At 56.7% G+C, this 21,641-nt stretch carries 17 protein-coding genes, 1 tRNA gene and 2 pseudogenes; 7 read left to right on the top strand and 13 right to left on the bottom strand.

Annotation, left to right across the window (positions count from 1 at the left end; all coding sequences use genetic code 11):
- The first annotated feature begins 55 nt into the window (after positions 1–55).
- The 7 genes from lgt to ACSYSO_RS04505 all read left to right on the top strand — a co-directional run bounded on the left by lgt (position 56) and on the right by ACSYSO_RS04505 (position 4,797).
- Positions 56–976: a prolipoprotein diacylglyceryl transferase gene (gene lgt, locus ACSYSO_RS04535; protein WP_491702065.1), complete on the top strand. Its 921-nt coding sequence runs from the start codon at positions 56–58 to the stop codon at positions 974–976.
- 157 nt (positions 977–1,133) lie between these two features.
- Positions 1,134–1,799 carry a ribulose-phosphate 3-epimerase gene (gene rpe / locus ACSYSO_RS04530; protein WP_489798237.1) on the top strand — a complete coding sequence of 222 codons (666 nt, stop codon included), beginning with the start codon at positions 1,134–1,136 and terminating at the stop codon, positions 1,797–1,799.
- Positions 1,800–1,831: 32 nt separating this feature from the next.
- Positions 1,832–2,095, top strand: coding sequence for a phosphoribosyl-ATP diphosphatase (locus tag ACSYSO_RS04525; protein WP_489798239.1), 264 nt, complete (start codon positions 1,832–1,834; stop codon positions 2,093–2,095).
- 64 nt (positions 2,096–2,159) lie between these two features.
- Positions 2,160–3,008, top strand: a complete 849-nt coding sequence (gene hisG, locus ACSYSO_RS04520; RefSeq protein ID WP_491701578.1) for an ATP phosphoribosyltransferase — start codon at positions 2,160–2,162, stop codon at positions 3,006–3,008.
- Positions 3,009–3,017: 9 nt separating this feature from the next.
- Entirely contained in the window at positions 3,018–3,641 is a 624-nt protein-coding gene (locus ACSYSO_RS04515; RefSeq protein WP_489798242.1) for a CDP-alcohol phosphatidyltransferase family protein, read from the top strand.
- Positions 3,642–3,729: 88 nt separating this feature from the next.
- A complete protein-coding gene (locus ACSYSO_RS04510) occupies positions 3,730–4,167 on the top strand; it encodes an FHA domain-containing protein (RefSeq protein ID WP_491701577.1) in 438 nt (145 codons plus the stop codon).
- Positions 4,168–4,191: 24 nt separating this feature from the next.
- The gene (locus ACSYSO_RS04505; protein WP_491701576.1) at positions 4,192–4,797 is read left to right on the top strand and encodes a MerR family transcriptional regulator; all 606 of its coding nucleotides are present in this window, start codon (positions 4,192–4,194) and stop codon (positions 4,795–4,797) included.
- Positions 4,798–5,377: 580 nt separating this feature from the next.
- Here ACSYSO_RS04505 and ACSYSO_RS04500 read toward each other — a convergent pair.
- The 13 genes and pseudogenes from ACSYSO_RS04500 to ACSYSO_RS04440 all read right to left on the bottom strand — a co-directional run bounded on the left by ACSYSO_RS04500 (position 5,378) and on the right by ACSYSO_RS04440 (position 21,562).
- Positions 5,378–6,091: an HAD hydrolase-like protein gene (locus tag ACSYSO_RS04500; RefSeq protein ID WP_491701575.1), complete on the bottom strand. Its 714-nt coding sequence runs from the start codon at positions 6,089–6,091 to the stop codon at positions 5,378–5,380.
- A 112-nt stretch (positions 6,092–6,203) separates the two neighbouring features.
- Complete coding sequence (locus tag ACSYSO_RS04495; RefSeq protein WP_489798250.1) at positions 6,204–6,551, bottom strand: RNA polymerase-binding protein RbpA; 348 nt, start codon at positions 6,549–6,551, stop codon at positions 6,204–6,206.
- Between the two features lie 172 nt (positions 6,552–6,723).
- Complete coding sequence (locus ACSYSO_RS04490; protein WP_491701574.1) at positions 6,724–9,276, bottom strand: DEAD/DEAH box helicase; 2,553 nt, start codon at positions 9,274–9,276, stop codon at positions 6,724–6,726.
- Positions 9,277–9,314: 38 nt separating this feature from the next.
- Positions 9,315–9,689: a hypothetical protein gene (locus tag ACSYSO_RS04485; protein ID WP_489798254.1), complete on the bottom strand. Its 375-nt coding sequence runs from the start codon at positions 9,687–9,689 to the stop codon at positions 9,315–9,317.
- Between the two features lie 82 nt (positions 9,690–9,771).
- A pseudogene (locus ACSYSO_RS04480) lies at positions 9,772–10,875 on the bottom strand (helix-turn-helix transcriptional regulator); the annotation flags it as partial.
- Between the two features lie 116 nt (positions 10,876–10,991).
- A pseudogene (locus ACSYSO_RS04475) lies at positions 10,992–11,709 on the bottom strand (helix-turn-helix transcriptional regulator); the annotation flags it as partial.
- Between the two features lie 160 nt (positions 11,710–11,869).
- The gene (locus tag ACSYSO_RS04470) at positions 11,870–13,234 is read right to left on the bottom strand and encodes a UTP--glucose-1-phosphate uridylyltransferase (RefSeq protein WP_491702064.1); all 1,365 of its coding nucleotides are present in this window, start codon (positions 13,232–13,234) and stop codon (positions 11,870–11,872) included.
- Between the two features lie 874 nt (positions 13,235–14,108).
- Positions 14,109–15,491, bottom strand: coding sequence for a dicarboxylate/amino acid:cation symporter (locus ACSYSO_RS04465; protein WP_491701573.1), 1,383 nt, complete (start codon positions 15,489–15,491; stop codon positions 14,109–14,111).
- Positions 15,492–16,187: 696 nt separating this feature from the next.
- Positions 16,188–17,864 (bottom strand): mucin-binding protein, encoded by a 1,677-nt coding sequence (locus tag ACSYSO_RS04460; RefSeq protein ID WP_491701572.1) that lies wholly within the window; start codon positions 17,862–17,864, stop codon positions 16,188–16,190.
- 98 nt (positions 17,865–17,962) lie between these two features.
- Positions 17,963–18,160 carry a hypothetical protein gene (locus tag ACSYSO_RS04455; RefSeq protein WP_489798259.1) on the bottom strand — a complete coding sequence of 66 codons (198 nt, stop codon included), beginning with the start codon at positions 18,158–18,160 and terminating at the stop codon, positions 17,963–17,965.
- A 350-nt stretch (positions 18,161–18,510) separates the two neighbouring features.
- Positions 18,511–18,584: transfer RNA gene (locus ACSYSO_RS04450), tRNA-Pro, on the bottom strand.
- A 75-nt stretch (positions 18,585–18,659) separates the two neighbouring features.
- Positions 18,660–20,792 (bottom strand): bifunctional cytidylate kinase/GTPase Der, encoded by a 2,133-nt coding sequence (der, locus tag ACSYSO_RS04445; protein WP_491701571.1) that lies wholly within the window; start codon positions 20,790–20,792, stop codon positions 18,660–18,662.
- The gene (locus ACSYSO_RS04440) at positions 20,789–21,562 is read right to left on the bottom strand and encodes a pseudouridine synthase (RefSeq protein ID WP_489798262.1); all 774 of its coding nucleotides are present in this window, start codon (positions 21,560–21,562) and stop codon (positions 20,789–20,791) included. Before ACSYSO_RS04440 ends, der begins: the two co-directional genes overlap by 4 nt.
- Positions 21,563–21,641 lie beyond the last annotated feature (79 nt).

Here is a 21,641-nt window from a genome sequence, read left to right as displayed (position 1 = left end):
TGCAGACGCTTTTGGAGCAAACGGCGTTCGTTGAGGGGAGTGTAGTATGTCTTCCATGACACAGGCTTACATACCTTCACCGTCGATTTCCCAATTCAATATAGGGCCGTTCACTGTTCGCTTCTACGCATTGTGCATCCTGCTTGGCATCGTACTTGCCGTTTGGACTACCACAGTGCGCTGGAAGCGACTGGGAGGCAGCTTCGACCAGATTCTTGACATCACGTTGGTTGTGGTACCGACAGGCATCGTAGGTGCGCGGCTCTACCACGTCGTTACCACACCGGAGCGCTTCTTCGGGCCCAATGGCAGTTTCGTTGAGATTTTCAAGATCTGGAACGGAGGACTGGGCATTTGGGGAGGTGTGCTGTTCGGAGGCCTAGCCGCATGGGCTTGGTGCCGGCACAAGCGCTATCCCACGGCGCTGCTCGCCGACGCTCTTGCCCCCGGCCTGCTTGTGGCTCAGGCCGTAGGACGACTGGGTAACTGGTTTAACCAAGAACTGTATGGCGCGCCTACCAAACTGCCGTGGGGTCTGAAACTGAACAATGTCGGAACGGCCATCGGCAGTACCGAGCAATGCTATGACGGACAGACCTGCCCGCAAGGAACCTTGTTCCATCCCACGTTCCTGTACGAAATGATTTGGAATCTCATCGGCGCACTCATACTGGTGTGGGTGGGGCGCAAACTCGTCGCCAAACTCAAGGCCGGTTCCCTGTTCACGTTGTACATCATGTGGTACACCGCCGGACGTACATGGATCGAAGCGCTGCGTATCGACTTTGCCCACGAGATTCTGGGAGTACGTGTCAATGTGTGGGTTTCCATATGCGTATTCATCCTCGGTGTCGCCGCTTTTGCAGCTGTGCAGCGCTTGGGAAAGCCTACCTATGAGCTTGCCGAGCGGCTGCGCACCATAACCGAGGCAGAATCTCAGGCCGCTGCACAGGAGCGATCTGGTCAAGCCGTCTGAGAATGAGGAGTGCTTGAGAATGTGTGTTGCTGAAGTTGTTCCACTTGTCGCGTATGCAGCATCTCGGAGCACCGGGCAATAAGGGTTTTCAAGCCGACTGGCCGCAAGCTGGACACATGCCCGCACTCGTCGTTCACCTTGCATAGAATGATTGCTTATGACCATTGCAATTGCACCGAGTATCCTATCTGCCGATTTCTGTAATCTTGAGAGAGACCTCAAGGCCATCGACCATGCCGACATGGTCCATGTTGACGTGATGGACCATCATTTCGTGCCTAACCTCACCCTCGGTGAGCCTATCGTGGAACGCATCTGCCAGGTGACCGACCTGCCGGTGGACGTGCATCTCATGATCGAGGATCCCGACCGCTGGGCACCGGAATACGCCAAGCTGGGTGCCAGCTCTGTCAGCTTCCATATGGGCGCGGTGCATGCGCCGGTGCGTCTGGCCCGCCAGCTGCACGACATGGGATGCAAAGCTTGCTTCGCAGTGCGTCCTGCCGAGCCTGTGGAGCCGATTTTCGACATCCTCGACGAGTTCGACATGATTCTGATCATGACCGTTGAACCAGGATTCGGAGGCCAGAAGTTCTTGGCGAACCAGATGGGCAAGGTTCGCCGTCTGCGCGATGAGATTACCAGGCGTGGCCTTAGCACCCGCATTCAGGTGGACGGTGGCGTAAGCCCAGCCACTGCGCAAACGGTCGCCCAAGCAGGTGCGGATGTGCTGGTGGCCGGCTCGGCCGTGTATGGTGCCGAGGACCGCGCTCAGGCAATTGACAGCATTCGAGATCTTGCAGAGCAAGCGTATCAGGCCTAAGCGTACTGCAATTACAAGCGGGAGAGACTTTCATGAAGACGTTTGAATCGTTATTCGCCGAACTCAGCGACAAGGCGCGTACCAAGGACGCATCGTCCAAAACGGTGGCCGAATTGGAGTCGGGCACGCACTTCATCGGCAAGAAAATCGTCGAAGAGGCAGGGGAGACCTGGATTGCAGCCGAATACGAAGGTGCAGACCGCACCGCAGAGGAGATGAGTCAGCTTATCTACCATCTGCAGGTCATGATGATTGATCGAGGCATCACGCTCGAGGACATCTACCGAAACTTGTAGAACATGCCGTAGGCTGCTGCCGGCAGCAGCCGTACAGCGTGCATAAAAGGGGAGAGAAGATACGATGCTGAGAATCGCGGTGCCCAACAAGGGAATGCTGTCCGAACCCGCATGGGATTTGCTCAAAGAGTCCGGGTATGCGCTGCGCAGCAACACCCGCCAGCTGGTGGTGACGGACCGAGAGAACGACGTAGAACTGTTCTACTTGCGTCCGCTTGACATCGCCGTATATGTGGGCCGTGGCGCGGTCGATGTCGGTATCACCGGCAGAGACATGCTCCTCAACTCGGAAACGCGGGCGCAGGAGTTCATGGAATTGGGCTTCGGCAATTCCACGTTCCGCTTTGCCGCTCCTGAAGATTCGGACATCCGAGCCCTGAAAGACATCGATGGCAAGCGTGTGGCCAGCTCGTTCGACAAATTAGTGAAAGACTACCTGCATCAGCACGGTCTGCATGCCGAGATCATTCACTTGGACGGTGCCGTTGAATCGTCCGTGGAGCTAGGCGTGGCTGACCTCATTGCGGATGTGGTCTCCACCGGTACCACTCTGCACAATGCCGGCCTGCGCATCTTCGCCGATCCCATCCTGGAATCGCAAGCCGTGCTCATTCGCTCTCCTCACGCGCAGGACAACCCGGGTCTGGTTACCTTGCAGCGGCGACTGCAAGGAGTGCTCACCGCGCGCCACTACGTGCTGATGGATTTCGACATTCCTGCAGACAAGGTGAGCGCCGCCGTGCACATCACTCCTGGTTTGGAAAGTCCTACCATTTCCCCATTGCATGACAAGCAGTGGGTGGCCATGCGTGTGATGGTGCCCAAGGCACAAGTGAATCTGCTGATGGACCAGCTGTACGATATTGGTGCCCGCGGTATCATCGTTACGGCACTTCAGGCTTCGAGGATATAGCAGGCACGTATGAAACTCCCTGACAAATTGAGCAAGTACAGCCCTGATGCGCGTGATATCTGGTTCACCATTCCCAATCTCATCAGCGTGTTGCGTATCGTCTCGATTCCGTTCATTGCCTATCTGACATCCCAGCACAAGATGGTCGAGGCACTCATCGTGCTGGCCATTTCCGCAGCTTCTGACGGTCTTGACGGCATCATCGCCCGTTCGTTCAATCAAGTGAGCAAGATTGGACAGATTCTCGACCCCATCGCTGACCGTCTGCTCATTCTATGCAGCATTCTGGCCTTGGGCGTGGCGCACATCATCCCATGGTGGATGCTCATTGTGGTCGGGCTGCGCGATGTGACGCTGCTGGTGCTCATCGTAGTGCTTGCACAGCACGAGTACGGTCCGCTGCCGGTAAACTTCGTCGGCAAAGCGGGCACGGCTCTGTTGATGATTTCCATCGCTCTGCTTATCTTTGCGGACCTGTGGTTTTCCACGTTCACCAGCATCATTCACTTCATCGGGATAGCGTGTGGCATCTGGGGCGTGGTGCTTTACTGGATCGCCGGGTATATCTACATCCGCCAAGGTGTTTCGCTGATTAGAACAGACCGGAAGAACGGCTGGCACAGCGAATCATGAGGGCGTGTTGCTGGCGTAAGGGAAGAAAATACACATGCATTGGCGTGGCACTTGCTGATTAGGTATGCAGTCCGGGTAGAATAGAGTCATGGCACAATCGATTCCAAGCGCAGGCGAGACAACCATCATTGGCATGCCCGCTCTCAATATTCCCGTTACCGGCACGGCGGACCGGCCTCTGACCCAAGACGATCTGGATACCATGGCCCAGCTGAGTCCAGGTTCCGCCCTCTTGATTTCCACACGTGGCGCGGTATCCGGCTCACGCTACCTTCTCGATGAGGACAAGGTAAGTGTGGGGCGTGATCCGCATGCTGACATCTTGCTCGACGATTCCACCGTCTCTCGAGCGCATGCTACATTTGAGAGGGTCAACGGCCATTTCGAAATCGTGGATGCCGGCAGTCTTAACGGTACGTATGTGAACCGTCAGCGTGTGGACAGAGCGGTGCTGAACAACGGAGACGAGCTGATGATAGGCAAGTTCCGTTTGGTGTTCTTCACCAAGCCCACGAGCGCGGCTTAGTTCGTACCTCAAACAGGGCAGACCATGACGACAGGCCATACACAGCATCAAATGCAGGCGGTGCAGGGGGAGTTGTTCGCCGCGCTTGACGACGAACCGGTAACTAGAGGGTACCGTGGCCCGGTGGCATCGAAGGTGGCCGGTATCACCTACCGCCAGCTTGACTATTGGGCCAGCAAGCAGATATTGGAGCCTTCTATTACGCCATCTCATGGTTCGGGGTCTCGTAGACTGTACTCATTCCGGGATGTACTGATTCTGGCGGTTGCCAAGCGGTTGCTGGATACTGGTGTCAACTTGCAGAACGTGACCGCAGCCATCGGTTTCATGCGCTCGAAGACCACTGTGGAGCTCTCTCATCTCACTGTCATCTGCGACGGTGCAAGTGTCAAGGAATGCAAGAGCAGTAGTGAGTTGTTGGACATTGTGCAACAAGGAACCGCTGTGTTCGCCGTCTCGGTAGAGGCGCTGTGGCGGCAAGTTGATGAGGCGCTTGAGCAGGAGCCGTTCGTCGATCTGACCCAAGTGGCCTCTACGAAGAGCGCCGGGCGTCCGATCGATGATTTGGCGGCGGAACGCATGCGGCGCAAACTCGCGCTCCAGCACGAACAGCGGCAGATGCAGGCCTAAGTGAAGGCTGGTTTGTCGCAGTACGAAGATTGTATATATTACATATATTATGTCATATGTGGTATAAATATATTACAGTAGGGAAGTGGCTTCAATGATGGACGTTCTGCCTGGTGCGCTGTGGACTGTTGCTCTGCTCTGGGGACTCGGAGTGTGTGCCATATGTGCTGTTAATGGCGAATTCACTGTTCCGAAGCGAAAGAGAGCGCACCGTGTGCAGCCGGTGGCCTGGTCGGTCATTGCCATGCAGGTCGTTTCTGCGGTTATGTGCGTAATGCCATACTTCGTGTATGTGTTCGTCAAAGATACTTGTTCTGAACGCGTCAGAGCGATATATGGCACCGTTTGGCTGCCATCTGCACTCGTGCTTGCGCTGATGGTCGCGGCGCAGTTCGTATTGATGTACCTGCAAGCGAGCCGCGCGTATCGAGACACCATGGATGCGCGTCTTGGAGCGGTGCATCATCGAGAGTAGAAGCAAGTACGTGAGCGGTACGTATGTGGGAGAGTATAATCCAATATCTAATCTGACATAACGTACATTATCGGTAATAATAGACTTGCATTGCAGCACACTTTGTTACCGAGCAAAATACGTTTCGACTCGACCGGCCAGTTCGTCAACATTGTCTACAACATCAATGGCGCCATGCTCTTCGAGCTCACCGGGCTCCGCATAGCCCCAGCGGCACCCAATGCAGTCAATGCTAGATTCCTTGGACCCATCCACGTCGTCAGAACGATCTCCGACCATCAATGCGGCATCTTTGTTCTTATCAAATCCGATGGATTCACAGGCATAACGGACAACCTGAGCCTTCGTGGTGCGTGATGCATCTGTGCTGGCGCCAAATACGCCATCCAGGTACGCAGAGAGACCGAAATGCTCGCAAATGCTTGTTGCCTGAACTTCTGGCTTGCAGCTGGCCAAAGCCAGCACAAAACCATCGTTTTTGAGACGGTCGAGCTGTGTTTCAATACCGTCATAGACACTGTTATAGAACCGTCCTGGCACCTTACTGCCCGGGTGCAACGGGTCGTCAAACACGGCCTTGCTGGTGTAATAGCTGCGGTATGTTGTGACGAACTGGTCGATAAACCGTTCGGGTACATGGTTGCAGCGCAATGAAACCGGAATCGGAGGGCCGATAAATCTCAACAGTTCTGCGTCACTGGGCACCTCAAGTTCCAAATCATGATAAGCATGGACGATGCTACCGATAATTCCGGGATGTGAACGTGTCAGTGTGCCATCGAGGTCCAGCAAAACCACCTGACGATGCTTTGGATCCACTGTTGACTCCTTATGTCAGTTATTCGGTCCGAAACGAGTTCATTGCGCATCAGATACCAAGCGGCGGCCTACCGAAGATATCGACAGGCCGCCATCTTAGTACTTCTGTGCATCACTCGTAATCTGGGAACCAGCCGTCGCGGTGCATCTCCAAACGCTTGTCAAGCAGTTCCTTGAGCTCTTCCTCGCTGCGCCGCTCGGTGAGCATGTCCCAGTGCGTGCGTGTGGGCTTATGAATCTCGTCTTCCTGCGACTCGTCACGATTCTCGAGCTTGGCGGTCTCGCCACAGCGGCATTCCCACTCATTAGGCGCTTCGGCACCTTCGGCAAACGGCAGAATGGTACGGTGACCCTTTGGGCAGACATACACAACGTCGTTGCGTTCTGCAAAATCGACATTATTGTCGGACTCCAAAGATTTCGCGCCAATACTCATGCCACGCAGACTGCGTTCTGCCATGTTTCCTCCTCTATGTTTCCTGTTTCTAAGCTACAGAACCGCTCGGACGAGCGATATATTCCCGTGTGTGTTGTCTAAATCGTGTATGTTCTCATGCCCGGATAATTGCACTGTTTCGATTGATACTATCTTAGAGTGCATATATGTATATTCCTCTACATATTACGATGCATTAATCTACTCCTGAATATGCCACGATACCGCGGTTCACGAGCAGGCTGGCCTGGTGTGCGGTAGATGCCAAGTGGGGGCTTGAGCGTTCATAATAAGGCTTGGCTGCGGCAATCTGCTGCAAGAGATCGGACAGACGTTTGGCATTGCGGACAAAGTCTCCCCCAGTCAAATCCGTAGCATGCAATATATGGGCGAGATTGTCACCGTTCGCCCAGTCATACATCACATCCACTATTGAGAAATCCAACGATTCCATCTCGTCCAAATCTGCGTCTTCTCGCAACTCCTCCACGTCAAGGAAAATGTCACGCATGCGCCTGCACGCCCGGCGCGCAGCTCCGTTCTCTCCTCCCGGATAGCGGCGGGGCTCTCCCCCGTCACCTCTCCTGGCTTGATATACCAAGGCTGAGAGCACTGCTGCCAAAGCGTCCGGTTCGAGTCTGTCAAGTGCGCCGTCACTGATGCCTTGTGCCAGCACCAAGTCATATTCGCTGTACAGATGACGCAGAAGCTGGCCGCGTTCAGTCAATTCAAGTTCGGCGGTATGCGTTCCGGTTGTGTGCTGCTCACTATCCACATAGCCGAGCGCCTCAAGAATCTCACAAATCCGGTCGAACTGCCTTGCCACAGAGCCAGTTCGAGACTCGTAGCGGCGGCGAACCTTGTCCAGCTCCTTCGACTCCCGTAGCCATCGGTTGCCCCACTTCACGTGCTTGTTCATATCCGGGCACGAACGGCAAGGATGCTGCTGTTCGAGACGAGTCAGTTCATCAATCTGCCGGTCGAGATCGGCGAATGCCCGGGCACGTTCGGCCTCAGAACGGAAAACACGGTGCTTGAGCTGACGGCGTGCATCCTTCTGTAGGTCACTCAGGTGGCGGCGAATGGTCATGAACTGTGCAAAATCTCCGTGCGAACAGGCGAACGCACGCTCATAGCCGCGCAGCGCATCCTCCAGCGTGACCATACGTGATTCCAACGTCTCCGCGGAATTATTGGCTTCAAACTGTGCGAACGAATGCGACAGGGTGGTGCGGGCGGTTGCATAATCGCTCGAATGCAACAAATTAACCGCCATGTTGAACGTAGGTTTGAAGCTTGAATGAAGCGGATACACGCGCTTGCTTGACAGGGATGCCAACGTGGAGGGAGTGAATCCCTGATGGTCGGCGACTATGGCATGGCCGATGTTGTCGATGCCCCGGCGCCCTGCCCTGCCGGTCAACTGGGTATACTCCCCTGCTGTGAGTGTGACATGATCGACACCGTTGAACTTCTCGAGCTTCTCCACCACCACGCTGCGAGCCGGCATATTCAGGCCCAAGGCCAGCGTCTCGGTGGCAAAGACCATCTTGACCAGTCCGGCTTCGAACAATCGTTCTACAATCTCTCTGAACAGGGATACCATACCCGCATGATGGGGCGCGAATCCTTCCTCCAAGGCAAATCGGAAATTCGAAAAATGCAGCGCTTTCAAGTCGTCGTGACTCAGCTGGCCGTCGACCATCTCGTCGACGATGCTACGAATACGGCGCGCCTCATCCTCACTGGTCAGCTCCAACCCGGCGTCAAGGCATTGCTGAACCGCCTGGTCGCAGCCGTTGCGGGAAAAAATAAAATAGATGCCAGGCAGCAGTCCCAGGTAGTTGAGCTCATCCACAACAGCCCAACGGCGCGGCGTGTGACGTCGAGGTGTGGGCCGGTGCCCGCCATGCCTGCGCCTGCCAGGCAATGGTTTTGCCGATGCGTGACGTTCAGCCCGACGATCAAGCTGATCGATACGCTCCACCAGACGAGTATTGATTGCCGAGCTTGCCACACCATTGGAATCATGGCGATACAGGTCGATGAGTTCAGGCTCATGGTCGCTGTCCCGTTGCAGCAGCACATGCTGTTCCAACGGCACCGGGCGATGCTCGGAAACCACCAGTTTGGTATCGCCGTGCACCGAAGCAATCCAACTCGAAAAGTCCTCGACATTGGAAACCGTGGCAGACAAGGCCACAATTCGTGCCGTGACAGGCAAATGGATGATGACTTCTTCCCATACCGGCCCGCGGAACCGGTCAGCCAAGTAGTGGACCTCATCCAAGATGACGTAACGCAGCCCCTCCAACGTGGAAGAGTGCTCGTACAGCATATTGCGCAGCACTTCCGTGGTCATCACCACAATGCTTGCCTCGGAGTTGATGGAGTTGTCCCCGGTGAGCAGCCCCACCTGATCGGCACCGTACAAGTCGACCAAATCATGGTACTTCTGGTTGCTCAGCGCCTTGATGGGCGTGGTATAGAACGCCTTGGCGTGATTTCGCTGAGCCAGGAACATGGCAAAGTCCGCCACTACGGTTTTGCCGGCACCGGTGGGAGCCGCCACCAGCACATTCTGTCCTGCTTCCAGTGCCTCATTGGCTTCGGTCTGAAAATCGTCAAGCTCGAAAGACAACGTGTTGGCAAACGCTGCGGCTTGGGATGCCCGACGTGCGCGTTGTTTGCGGAATGCCGCATACCGTTTGGCAGGAGAAAGAGCCTCGTCTCCGTATGTCGATGACATGAAAACCTGTTCGCTAGTGTTTCATCATAAATGGATTATCAGGCCTCAGACTGATTGGCGGTACCTGACTCGCTGCCTGGCACGGGGCGTTCGTGCAGGTTCTGTTCGCGATTCCACTTGCCCCATAACCGAGCATGCTTATCGCGCTGACCGAGTTTGCGCTCCACCACCGCTGTGTGCTTGGCACTGTATCGTTGCGCAGTGACACCAATGGGTTCGGTGAAGGCTGGCTGTGTACGTGACGATTCCACTTGGGGAACGTCTGAGTACGCGCCAAGAATCTCCATCACATCGCCGCCCACAGCAGCAGCGCTTTTAGCGGCGCGCATAGCATGAGACACGGCGTAGGCCACAGCGAATCCGAACACCACCACAGCGAGTACCACGAGTATCAGCCAAATCCACCACTTCATGAGTACCTGCTTTCTATGCCGGCCGAGTGAGATATGGAATACCGTTCACTCAGCCGGTTCGTTGTCTCGGATGAAGTCTGGTTCAGTCGTCCTGACCGGACCGCACACCCTCCACTTGCTCGCTTTGCTCCACGCTCAGCTCACGTTTGGCTCGTGCCTCAATCATGGTACGCAACGTTTGCGGGGCCACTGCGGTGAGATGGCGTGCATGAGAGATGCAGAAGGCCACGAACCACGAGTCTGAAGAGACACGCAGATATACCTTCTCGCCGTTGCCACACGGCTCGACACGCGCTTCGGGCAATGCCTGCACGAATGCCAGCCCCGGCTCATCGGTGATAAACATCACGTCGGTACCGTTATCCACGCTCCAACGGCGCAACTCAGCAAGCGGCACATCGGGAATGTTCAACGCAGCAACTGGGGGTACCAGAGAAGCATCGCTGATACGAGACAAGCGCAGCACCTGCCAGATGCGCGGCTCACCGGTGGCTTTGTTGATGGTGGTGTCCTTGACCGCAAACTCCTTGACATCGTCTGGCGCCACCGCCTCGACGTCCGTCCACACGGCTGCGTAGTACACACCTTCGTCAACGAAAATCTTGGTAGGAGCCACCAGCTTGCGGCGGGTGCGCCCTGCACCATCCGTGTATTCCATGTCCAGCAGGCTGTTCATGTCGATGGCACGCTTGACGATGCTGAAGCTGCGGGGTTCCACCTCGTAACCGGTCAAACTCAGCCACGGGGTCTCCCCCGGCTTGACGTGCTGCTGCAAATCGTGATACAGCGATTCCGCTTGTACGCGCTGCTCGTACGGCAGCAGCGAGGAATGCGCCAGATAGCTCACCGAAGCGGTCAACATACTGAGATACTGCTGCGAAATACCGGCTAAGCGCTCAAGACCCAAAGAATTGGTGGCTGAAACGATGCCGTCCTCATCCAACAAAGACCAGTCGATGTCGAAGAACTGACTGCCTGCCATTTCCCCATCGTCCGAAACGGTGGTGAGGGTGTTGATGTCTTTACGAATCGTGGCCATCGACTTTTTTCGCTCGTCATCGGTCTTGGGCACGCCGATGAACCTTGCGGCGAGACCGTCGAGCGGGAACTCCTCGCCCAAATGTGCAGAGAGGAAGAGCATGAGACGCAAGCGTCGATCCACCTCACTGCCGGTTTGGAACGTGGAGCTGTGCTTGGCAGGAGTCTCCTCCTGCTCGCTGTCTTCAGCCTCTTTGGCATCCGCAACAGTCTCACTGATACTCGGCTTAAGCTTGTCGTCGTCCAGACCGTCGGCAAGCTTAAGCTCGGATGCGGCCTTGAACCGACGATCCACGGCATCGGCGGCTTCCTGCGGGGCAACCACTGTTGCGCCGGGGTGCTCCAACACATACATGGCCAAATCGTCGGAGTCGGTGTACGCCACGTTCAAATGTTCGCCCGATACGTCGACTGTGGCTGCAAAGCGGCGAGAATCCACAACCTTCACCAAAGTGTCAGGAATCGGCTGTGTGCCCAAACCAGGAGCAATTGAGTCCAGTCCAAGTCCAGGAGTCGGCGGTTGCGGCACGCGCGGTGCCGTGCGCGAAGCATGCTCATCCTCCTGCTTGGTGGATGAATACGAAATCGCCATGGAACGCGCCAGATAGTTGGCGGCAGCGAGCACAGGGAAATCTTCTTGCTTGAACCTGATCCTCACGCGTGGCTCATCGCCGAGCTGCAAACGGTAGGATGCGAAATCCTGTCCTTCGGACTTCGACGAATACTCTGGCTGGCGTGACTCGATGGCGATACCCATCGCGGCCAGCTTAGCCCGGTCGCGTTGGAATTGTTTCGCGAATGCTGCCTTTGCGGCTTGATCGACCAATTCGCCATACGAGTCGGCATAGGCCTTCACTCGCTGGGCAATCTGCCGAGAAGTCAACCATTGGGGAAATGCGGAGGAGAGCACTGCCAGTACATCTAGCTCATGCTTACCCCATTTGTCGGAAAACCGCCGCCTCCCGTTGCTTCCTTCTGCCATTAGTCCTCACGTATCGTTAATGTCTCAATCAGTATGCGCGGTTGCACACACTTACCTATTCTATACTAGATGAATTTTGCTCGAAGCTGTATTATTTCGCATGTTCGGCGTTTCTTAACACATTTTACGCATGCATAACCAGCTTCCAAACCATTGCTCATCACTTCCACATGTCGGGCTCAATGCCCTGCGGGCCAACGAACGCACCGTTAGGCACATAGCTTGGCTTGCCTTGATCTTCCAGTACCGCATCCCCGTAGAACGAGACATTCTGGCCGAAGGTCCAATCGCCATGAACTGTGACGGAGTTCGCAGCAGCCAGCGAGGGCACGGAATACGGGAAGCGTTCGTTGAAGTCGTCGATGTTCTTGTAGAAACGCGCATCCAAACTGACAGCCGGGAACCTGTAGTCGCCGTCCTCCATCTCATATGAGTCCGTGAGATGGAACCGGTCAGAGCGCATGATGAACAAGTCATTCGTGGTTTTTACCGGCAGGAAGCGCATACGGTCCACCTGCACGCAGATGGCGCCGTCGAACAGACCCACGGCCGCACCCATAGCCGTTTCCAACTGCACCACCGGCGTGGTGGAAGGGTCGGTAGGGTCAACGGTCTTGTAATTGCGAATCACCGGCAACGGCAAAATGCCGCCATGCTCCTCGAGTTTGGCCTTGAGCGCATCAATACGCACCCAGATGCTGTTGGTGTTGAAATACGGATGTCGCATGATGTCTTGCGCTGCATCCTTATCGCCGTCTGCAACCTGTGTCATCTCTCGCAGCATCAAACGGCCCGTACGCTTGTTTCTCACAAAGTGTCCGCCCTTGCGGTCAGCTTCGGTACGGTTCGCCACTTCCACCATGAACGGCGTGCCCGTATTCTCGAAGTACTGCGCCAAAGTGCGTGAAGGGCGGGCGCCGAGATTGTCCGAGTTGGAAATGAACAGATAGCTGAACCCTTGCTCCTGAAGCTTGTCGAGCAGCCCTGACTCCCAAATCGTGGAGAACAGGTCACCATGTCCCGGTGGGCACCACTCGAGAGCCGGGTTGGCGGGGAACCGTACTGGCTTACCTGTAGCCAAATCGATTTTCGGCTCCTGATGCTGCATGATTTCCACAGGAATGTCATCCTGATGGAAATTGTGATTGCGCGCCAAAACCTGCTTGGTGTCCCCTGAAGTGCGGAACGAGTTCATAAACGTGAGAGGCAGCGGCACATCGAGTCGATCCCGAGCTGTGGTGATCTGTCCGAGGATGATGTCAATGAAACGCATACGGCGAGCCTTGTGCCGGCGCACCGGCAGCAGTGACTTGGCGGAGTCCAGGCCCATGGAGGTGCCTAAGCCGCCGTTGAGCTTGAGAAAAGCAGTCTTGGCGAAGGCATGCACCGCTTGGTCGTGGTCGATGGTGTCGTAGATGTCGTGGAAACTTGGCACGTCGGTGAGCGGTTCGATGTCGCTTTCGAGAATCCAGCTCGCAGCATCCTCGCTGGGGCTTTTGGGTTGGTTCTCTGTCGAAGAAGCCATGCATGCGGCCGGTTCAGTCGCTGCATCGTCCGTGGTACCGTCTGTGGTACTGCTCGCAGCACCACCCGAGATGTCGGTGGCTGCGTTTTGTGTTCCTTCGCCATCTTGTGTGCGGGTTTCGCTGCCAGCGTCATTACCGGTAGCGCTGAGACTCGTGTTTTCGGTGACGCCAGTACGGTTGGTCTCTTCCAACCAGTCACCGTACATGCTGTTGAACTGGGCGACCGCGATGTCGCTCATATCCTGCTCTCGCATCGTCTGCGCGCAGATATCGGAAGCGTCTTCCACGCCAAACTCCTTTTCCTTGCCGATTACGATAGTGTTCTAGTGTAACCGAAATTGCTGTGTGGTGTTGCAATAAACAATCATATCCCCGAACCTCACAGGGAAAATGTGCGAAACAAGGGCAGTTGTGGCGTGTCGTCTGGGCGGTACCTGAGTTCGGTCATCTACCTGCAGTGAGAGAGACTGCAACGGTGATGCATGTCGATATCAGTCTGGTGTGATGGTGTTCTGCTAAGGCATGTGCTTGATGGCACCGGTTTGTAGCGTTGAAGCTTGTTTGAGGGTACGTTTCGGCCGTTTATTGTGGGTTTGGTGACCGTTTTGTACTCGTTTGCGTTGGTTGTGTGGGGTTGGGATACGTTCGGCCGCAGAGCGCCCTCCACTGTGAACGTGATGCAGGTGCACGGCTTTATTCTTGCATAATATACACGGTGGTGACATAATTAACAACCTCGGCCGGCCATATATATGCTCTCATACGTGAAGTCGAGACTTACATACTGAACCTTCCGCGGAAATCGTCCGTGGCTGAACGTCGTAGGCACCGGAGTCACCACCATGCCAGTATAGGGCCAAACCGTTCTCTCCCCTACTGTGAGCCAGCATCAGTCGTATCGGATTCGTCAGTTGTGTCAGTCTCGTCAACCGAATCTTCAGTGAACTGCTTACGGCCATAATACAGATCCTTGTCAAGCTCATGTTCACTGGCGGCCACGATGGTGGCCGTGTTCGCCGCGCCCGCCACATTGACGGCCGTGCGTCCCATATCCACTATCTGAGAGATGGGTTGAGCGACGGCGATGAACGAGACAGGCAGTCCCGCTGAGGCAAACAGCGCCGTTGCAGTGACGGTGGCAGTGCCGGGAACACCTACCGTGCCTATGGAAACCAGCAACGTCAGCCCTACAAGTACAGCATAGCTACCTACCGAATAGTCAAGTCCCTGCGCGTTGATGGCGAACACTGCAAGCACCATCGGCCACACACCAGCGCACCCGGGCATGCCGAGATTGGCGCCAAGGCTGGCAACGAACGAGGCAATGTCTTCGGGAACGCCGCTTTTGCGCAGTTGGCGCACCGTGACTGGAATGGTGCCGATGGACGATTCGGACGTGAACGCCACCACACCGGCCGGGGCGAACGCCTTGAAGAAACGAATCGGGTTGAGACGGGTGGTCGCCGCCAACACCAACGGCTGCCAGACGAACAGTTGTACGACAATCGCGAGGTAGGCCACCACCAGCACACCCACCAAAGGCAGCAAAGCATCCACCACGCTGTTGCTTACCGCTTTGGCGATGAGTGACAGCGTGGCATAGGGCGTGAACCCCATGACGATCTGCGTGGCCTTGGATAGCACCGCGTCACCGGCGCTCACGAACGCCTTGAACGGAGCGACGGCACGGGCACCCTGATCGGTGTGTGAAATCTCATTGAGCGCAATGGCGAGAAGCAGTGCGAACAGGACGACAGGCACCACTTGGTTCTGAGTCCAGTTGCCGACCAGATTCGAGGGGAACAAGGCGACGATGGTATCTACGATGCCGGGTACCTTATGTTGCTTTGCATGCTTGGGTGCTCCCCCGGTAAACCCTTTGCCCACGTGAAATGCGAGAGAAAACAGCAGCGCAGTCAGCGACGCGAGCAACGTGTTGAGCAGGAGGAAGAACACTGTTTTGGCGCCGATGTTGCGCAAACGTACAGACTCCCCTAGTTTGGTGATGCTAGAGATGACGCTGAACAGCAGCAACGGCACGACGATGGCCTTGATGGCGTTCGACCAGACCGCGCCGGATGCCGCGACAAACGTCACATGACCTTTGAATGCGATGCCGACCGCGACGCCGAGCACGGTGGCCACCATGATGCGGATGCTGAAATTGACGTGGCGGCTGCGGTTCAGCCACGCCAGAGCGGCGAACAACAGTACGACGACCGCGAGTGCGGCCCATTCCAAAACGGTATCTGACATCCCACTCCCCTTCTCTATACTCTTCTGTGATGAACGTCTGCGTGGTGCGACATCGTGCTGATTGTCGCGCTGGCGTTTCATCACACTGTAATGCACCGGAAGGGTGGAATATAGAGTTTTGGGCATATTGGGGTATCGCCTAATGTTATGAGCCACTATCAGTGTGGTGCGGCGAGCGGTGTTCGGATGGTACGCGTTATTTGTGTGGCTGCTTGTTGTGGGTACAGTTCGCTCGGCAATCCGTCGGTTTTGACCGTAGTGTACGCATTGCTTGAGCAGCGTGAGGATATGGGTACAGTTCGGTCGGCGAACTGTGGGTTTTGATTGTGTGAGACGTACAGCTGCGGGTGTGGGTGGTTGGGTGCGGCGGTGTTGCTGCACCCAACCACCCTTTATGATTCCGTCATCGCCTTGGGTTGAGAGAGGTTGTGGCTGGTGACGGAAGTATGGATAGGTTATCGTGAGCGCATGGGCTGGTGTGGCTACGTTTCGGCCGATCTGTCACGAGTGTTTGACCGAAACGTACCCATATGTTCGGGTTGTGGATGTTGCGGGTACGTTTCGTTCGTTTATTCGTGGTTTGGTGATTGTTTTGTACGCGTTTGCTTGGGTTGTGTGGGAGTGTGGGTACGTTTCGATCATTTTGTTGCGGTATGGTGATCGAAACGTACCGATTTGCGGAGTTATAGGGTTGGGTTAGTTGGTGGTGATGTGATTCTGCCTCCTCTTCAACACCAAGGTGATGGTGATGAGCACCGCGGCGATGATGACACCGATGAACGCTAGTGTGGCTGCTGTGGTGGCTCCACCGGTGAATGGCAGCGAGGTGATCATGCGGTGGTAGGTGATGGTGATCTCTTTGGTGTCGTTGCCGCCGTCCACGAGCACGATGCCTATGCGGAGGTCGGTGTTGGTGTAGGTGGCAGTTGGCTGGTTGGTGTGGTAGCCGGGAATGGTGGGGTTGTCGATGGTGAAGTTGAGGTATCGTCTACTGCTGGTGAGGATGCCGTAGTCGACTTTCGGGTCGTTGCCTGGGTAGGCCCAGTCGGTGTTGGTGACGATAGCTCCGGTGTCTGGCCGTACTGTGTAGTCGTGGGTGATAGTGACGGTTTTGGTTTGGTCTGGGTGCAGGGTGTTGCCTTGGTCGTCCTTGTAGTGGACGATGAGGTTCGCGTTCCAGGATTCGTGTTTGGGTGTGGTGGATTTGCAGGTGATCCAGTAGTCGGTGTGGCCTGCCGGGTAGGTGGTGTTGGCAGGTAGGGTGCACGATGTGTCGTTACAGGTCAGGGGTGGTGTGCCCGAGTCAATGTAATAATTGTTGGGCACGTTCAATGCTTTGTTTGCGGTGGTGATGGGGTCGCCGCGGTAGCCGTTGAACACTTGCTGCAGGCTGGTGTCTTCGATTCCGTTTTTGGTGTAGTGGACGGTGAGTGATGCTGCTGGTTTGGTGTAGATGACAGTAGTAACGCCGTTGGTGGCCAATTGTAGGTCGGTGCCGTAGACGGGAGTTCCAACGCTGTTGACGGGTTGGGGCATGGCGACGGTGCGGCTGGAAGGGTCCCAGCTGCCGTTGGATACGGATACGTCGTAGCCTGCAATGTTTGGCACGTAGACGCGGTTGTATGCTGGCATGCCTGCCGTACCGCCGCCGTTGTTGAGCCGATACTGGTTCAAGGATGTGGCAGCAGGACACTGGAAACTGACAATCGGAGCATCAACCACATAATGTGCAGTACCAAAGCCTGCTTCACCGTAGCGGCATTTGCGCGGCGTTTTAGCGAATTGGTCTGCACAGTAACTGTTCTGAGTAACAAGACTGCTGGTAGCCCCAGGATTAATAATTGTGCCTGCACCGCGAGTTGACGGAGACTCGTCGTCAGCACTGGGTGTTGCAGCAAGAGCGAAGTCATCCGGGTCAAGTGATTGTTGGCCTCCTTGACAGCTGATTTCGTACCCGGTGCAGTGCGCAGTACCCCAACCGGGTACTTTTACGGTTCCGGTGTAGTAGACGCTGCCGTTGTAGGAGCATGTGTAGGTCTGGGTGGTGTTGACTTGAGTGTCGATGGTGGCGAACGAGACACTGGCGCTGGCGGTGTGCGCGTCGTAGGAGATGGTTTGTGACGAATCGGCTTGCGTTGCCCCGCCTGTGGAGTAACGGAACTGGATTGTATTAGTGGCGGTGGACGTGCAGTATGAACCCCAATTGACCACTTTCCCGTTGACGTAGCCTCCGAGTGAGCCGCCACTGCCGGGATTAGGCTTGAGACCTATGCCCGGTTTGCTAGGTGTATTTGTATTGCCACCGCCAGTGGTCCAACCACCAAAGGTTGCAGTGACACCAGTGTCATCAACACAAGCGCCAGTTCCTCGCATCAGAGGATTGTTTGCATCATCGGATTGTGCGTCTACGTTGACTGCACCTGTATCTGCCAGCGGAGCGGTGCTGGCATCGAGCTTTGCTGCGCTGGAACCTAGAGATTCAGACTTGCTGGGGGGGGGGTAATATTCACGGCATTTTCATTGCTGGAGGCGGCGGTACCGGACTCGGCGTACGCCGTCATGCCGCCGAACAGAGAAGTCGCCGCCACCGCGACTGCAGCCATGGCGAAGAAGATACGGCGGTAAGCCGGGGCGGCTTGCTTGTGCTTAGCTTGGGTGAAGAGCGTCATCCGTTCTCCCTTTCAGTTCGTCAGGCTTAGCGGCACGACTTCCACCGCATGGCCTTCTGCTACGTGTGCACATGTATATATATGACAATACCACAAATATACACAAACGTTATAATCAGTGTATCTTACTTATGTGACATAACTAACTGTTGCTATGCCTCATATGCGATACTCTCGCAAGCACCACCATCACGCTTGACATATATGCTGGGCTGAGGCTGAATCGTCTGGATGATGTCGAAGACGCTGTAGATGCGGCGAGGTCCGCTGCAATCGCGCCCAATCGCACGTATATTAAAACCGCCGGAATCCCTTACGTTGTAGAACGTTGAAATTCCGGCGGCTATCAGTCGGGCCGGCGGGATTTGAACCCGCGACCCCTTGACCCCCAGTCAAGTGCGCTACCAAGCTGCGCTACGGCCCGAACTAGTGACAAGCACCAAGAGGATACGATACCACAAGCACTCACAAAATCATAGTCTCGGCGTGGCGCGCTGGATTACTTGCGCGCTTTGCGTTCACGGACATTGACCGAAATCTGAATCGGCGACCCCTCGAACCCGAACTCCTCACGCAGCTGGCGCTCGATATAGCGCCGGTAGCCGTGCTCCAAGAACCCGGTGGCGAAAATCACGAACCGGGGCGGACGGCTCGACGCTTGTGTGGCAAAGAGGATACGAGGCTGCTTGCCGCCGCGCAACGGGTGCGGATGCGAAGCCTGAATCTTGCCCAAGAACGCGTTGAGCTTGCCGGTTGGAATACGCTTGTCCCACGATTCCAACGCTTGACGCATCGCCGATGCCAGACGGTTGGTATGCCAGCCGGTCTGCGCGGAAAGATTCACCCGCTGCGCCCACGTGACCCGCTCGAACTCGGTCTTCCACAAGCGTTCCATGCGCTGACGGTCGAACTCGTCCATCAAATCCCACTTGTTGAACACGAGCACGATGGCACGCCCCGCATCCACAGCCTGGCTCATCACCTTCAAATCCTGGTCAGAGATGGGCTGGGAGGCATCGAAGAGCACCAGCGCAAGCTCGGAACGCTCGATGGCGGTCTGCGTGCGCAGCGACGAATAGTACTCGGCTCCAGACAGCTTGTGCAAGCGGCGTTTGATGCCGGCCGTGTCGATGAACAGCCAATCCTTGCCGTCCACCTCGATCACCTCATCGACCGGGTCGCGCGTGGTGCCGGCAAGGTCGTTGACCACGGAACGCGTCTCGTGCGCCAACTGGTTGAGCAGCGAGGACTTGCCCACGTTCGGTTTGCCGATAAGCGCGATGCGGCGCAAACCGGACGGCGTGAGGAACCCCGAGGTGCGCTCGGCCTTGGACAGCGTATCCATGGCCACGTCGAGCAGATCTCCCACGCCGCGCCCGTGCATGGCGGACACCGGGTACGGCTCCCCCAGCCCGAGCTTCCAGAATTCGGCGCTCAGGTATTCGCTCATGGTGTCGTCGATCTTGTTGACCGCCAACAGCACCGGTTTGCCGGCCTCGCGCAGCATAGTGACGATGCGCTGATCGGTGGAGGTGATGCCTACCTGCCCGTCAACCACCAGAACGACCGCGTCGGCAAGCCTCACGGCAATCTGCGCCTGAGAGGCGATGGCCGACTCGATGCCTTCCACGTCAGCCTCCCAGCCGCCCGTATCCACGAGTTTGAAATCGGTGCCCGCCCATTCCGCGTCATAGCTCACGCGGTCCCGGGTCACCCCGGGGGTGTCCTCCACTACGGCGGCGCGACGGCCAAGGATACGGTTGACCAGCGTGGACTTGCCCACATTGGGTCTGCCGACCACCGCCAGCACACCCACCGCCTTGGACTTGGCTCCATAAGCGTAGCTATCGGCATCGCCCTGAAGCAGCGCGCGGTCGGCATCGTCAAGGTCGTAGCCGTCAAGGTTGGCGGCGTAACGCGCAAGGTTCTGCTGCTCCTGCGCATCCTCCACCAGTGCGATGAGACTGTCGAGCGTCTGCTCGAACGTCATGTCGGAATTGTCGACCGTGGTGACTCCGGGAGCCGCCTCGGTGAAATTGGTGGTGCCGGAGTCGGCCTTGTCTCGCGCCGCTACATTCTCGGCGCCCACTGCGCCCGTCTGTCCGCTCTGCTCGGTGCGCCTGGCCTGACGCACCTCTGGGCGGGCCGTGAGCAGCACACGCACCTCGGCGTTCGGTGAGACAACCGTGGTGATGTCGCGCCCCTCGGCCACGATGCCCGCACCCTTGGAATACGACCCCTCACCGGCCTCGCCGTTGATGTAGGCGCGCTGGGCTGCGATGAGCAGGTGGCGCACCGGCAGTACGTTCGAGACCTTCGAGACGTGAGAGGAGACCGACGAGTCGCGGATGTCGCCGCTGACGTCAACGCCGTCAACGTAGACACCGGGCTTGCCCGGGTCGAGGCTCACGTCGAAATGGTCACCGGTGAACAGCTCTCCCACCACCTCGGTGACCAGCCGTTCGTCCACGGTCTCGGCGTCCAGATCGATGCCTTGACGCATGCACCACCATGCCGCCGTACGGTACATGGCGCCGGTGTCGAGGTATGCGAAGTCGAAATATTTTGCCAACGCCTTGGACGTCGAGGATTTGCCGACTCCCGCCGGCCCGTCAATAGCAACCCGGATCACAGGCCCACCTCCTTGGAAAGCGCGCGGACTTCAGGTTCTGAGAGCACACGGTAGGAGCCTGGTTTGATGTCGCCCAGATGAATGGGCCCTATCTGCGTGCGCACCAGCCGGCGCACCGGGAAACCGATGGCACCGAAGATGCGTCGCACGATGCGGTTCTTACCGGAGTGCAGCACGACTTTGACCATGGTGGAATCGCGCTTGGAATCCACGATGGCGCAGCGGTCGAGCCTGATGAGGCCGTCATCGAGGTTGACGCCCTGCGTGACGAGCCTGCGGCACACGTTGCCGCCGATATGGCCGTCCAACGTGGCGAGATAGGTCTTTTCCACCTCGTACTTGGGGTGCATGACGTGTTGGCTCAGTTCGCCGTCGTTCGTCATAAGGATCAATCCCTCGGATTCGTAGTCGAGACGGCCCATGTGGAAGATCCGCTCGTACTTGTCCCCCACGATGTCACTCAGCGTGTATCGTCCTTTGGGGTCGTCCATCGTGGAGAGGACCTTCTTGGGCTTGTTGAGCGCCAGCGTGACGTGCCGGTCGTTGACACGGATACGTGTATCGTCAACGCGGATCTGCTGGCTTTCGGGGTTGACGCGGGTGCCGAGTTCGGTGACGAGTTCGCCATCGACCTCCACGCGCCCTGAAGTGATGATTTCCTCGCATTTACGCCTGGAACCGAAGCCGGCCTGAGCCAGCACCTTCTGCAAGCGAATGCCGTCATTGTCTGTGGTGTGCGCCTTCTGGGCGCGGGAATATGCGTTTGGCATCGTTCTCCCAACGTGGCCATGCGGCACGATGGCCGCCGGTATTTCCTGTATATACATGCACTGCGCCGCATACCAGTGG

It is taken from the genome of Bifidobacterium sp. ESL1130, assembly GCF_058507935.1.
Note: the sequence above shows the minus strand (reverse complement) of the source record. Positions and strands in the feature narration are given on the sequence as shown.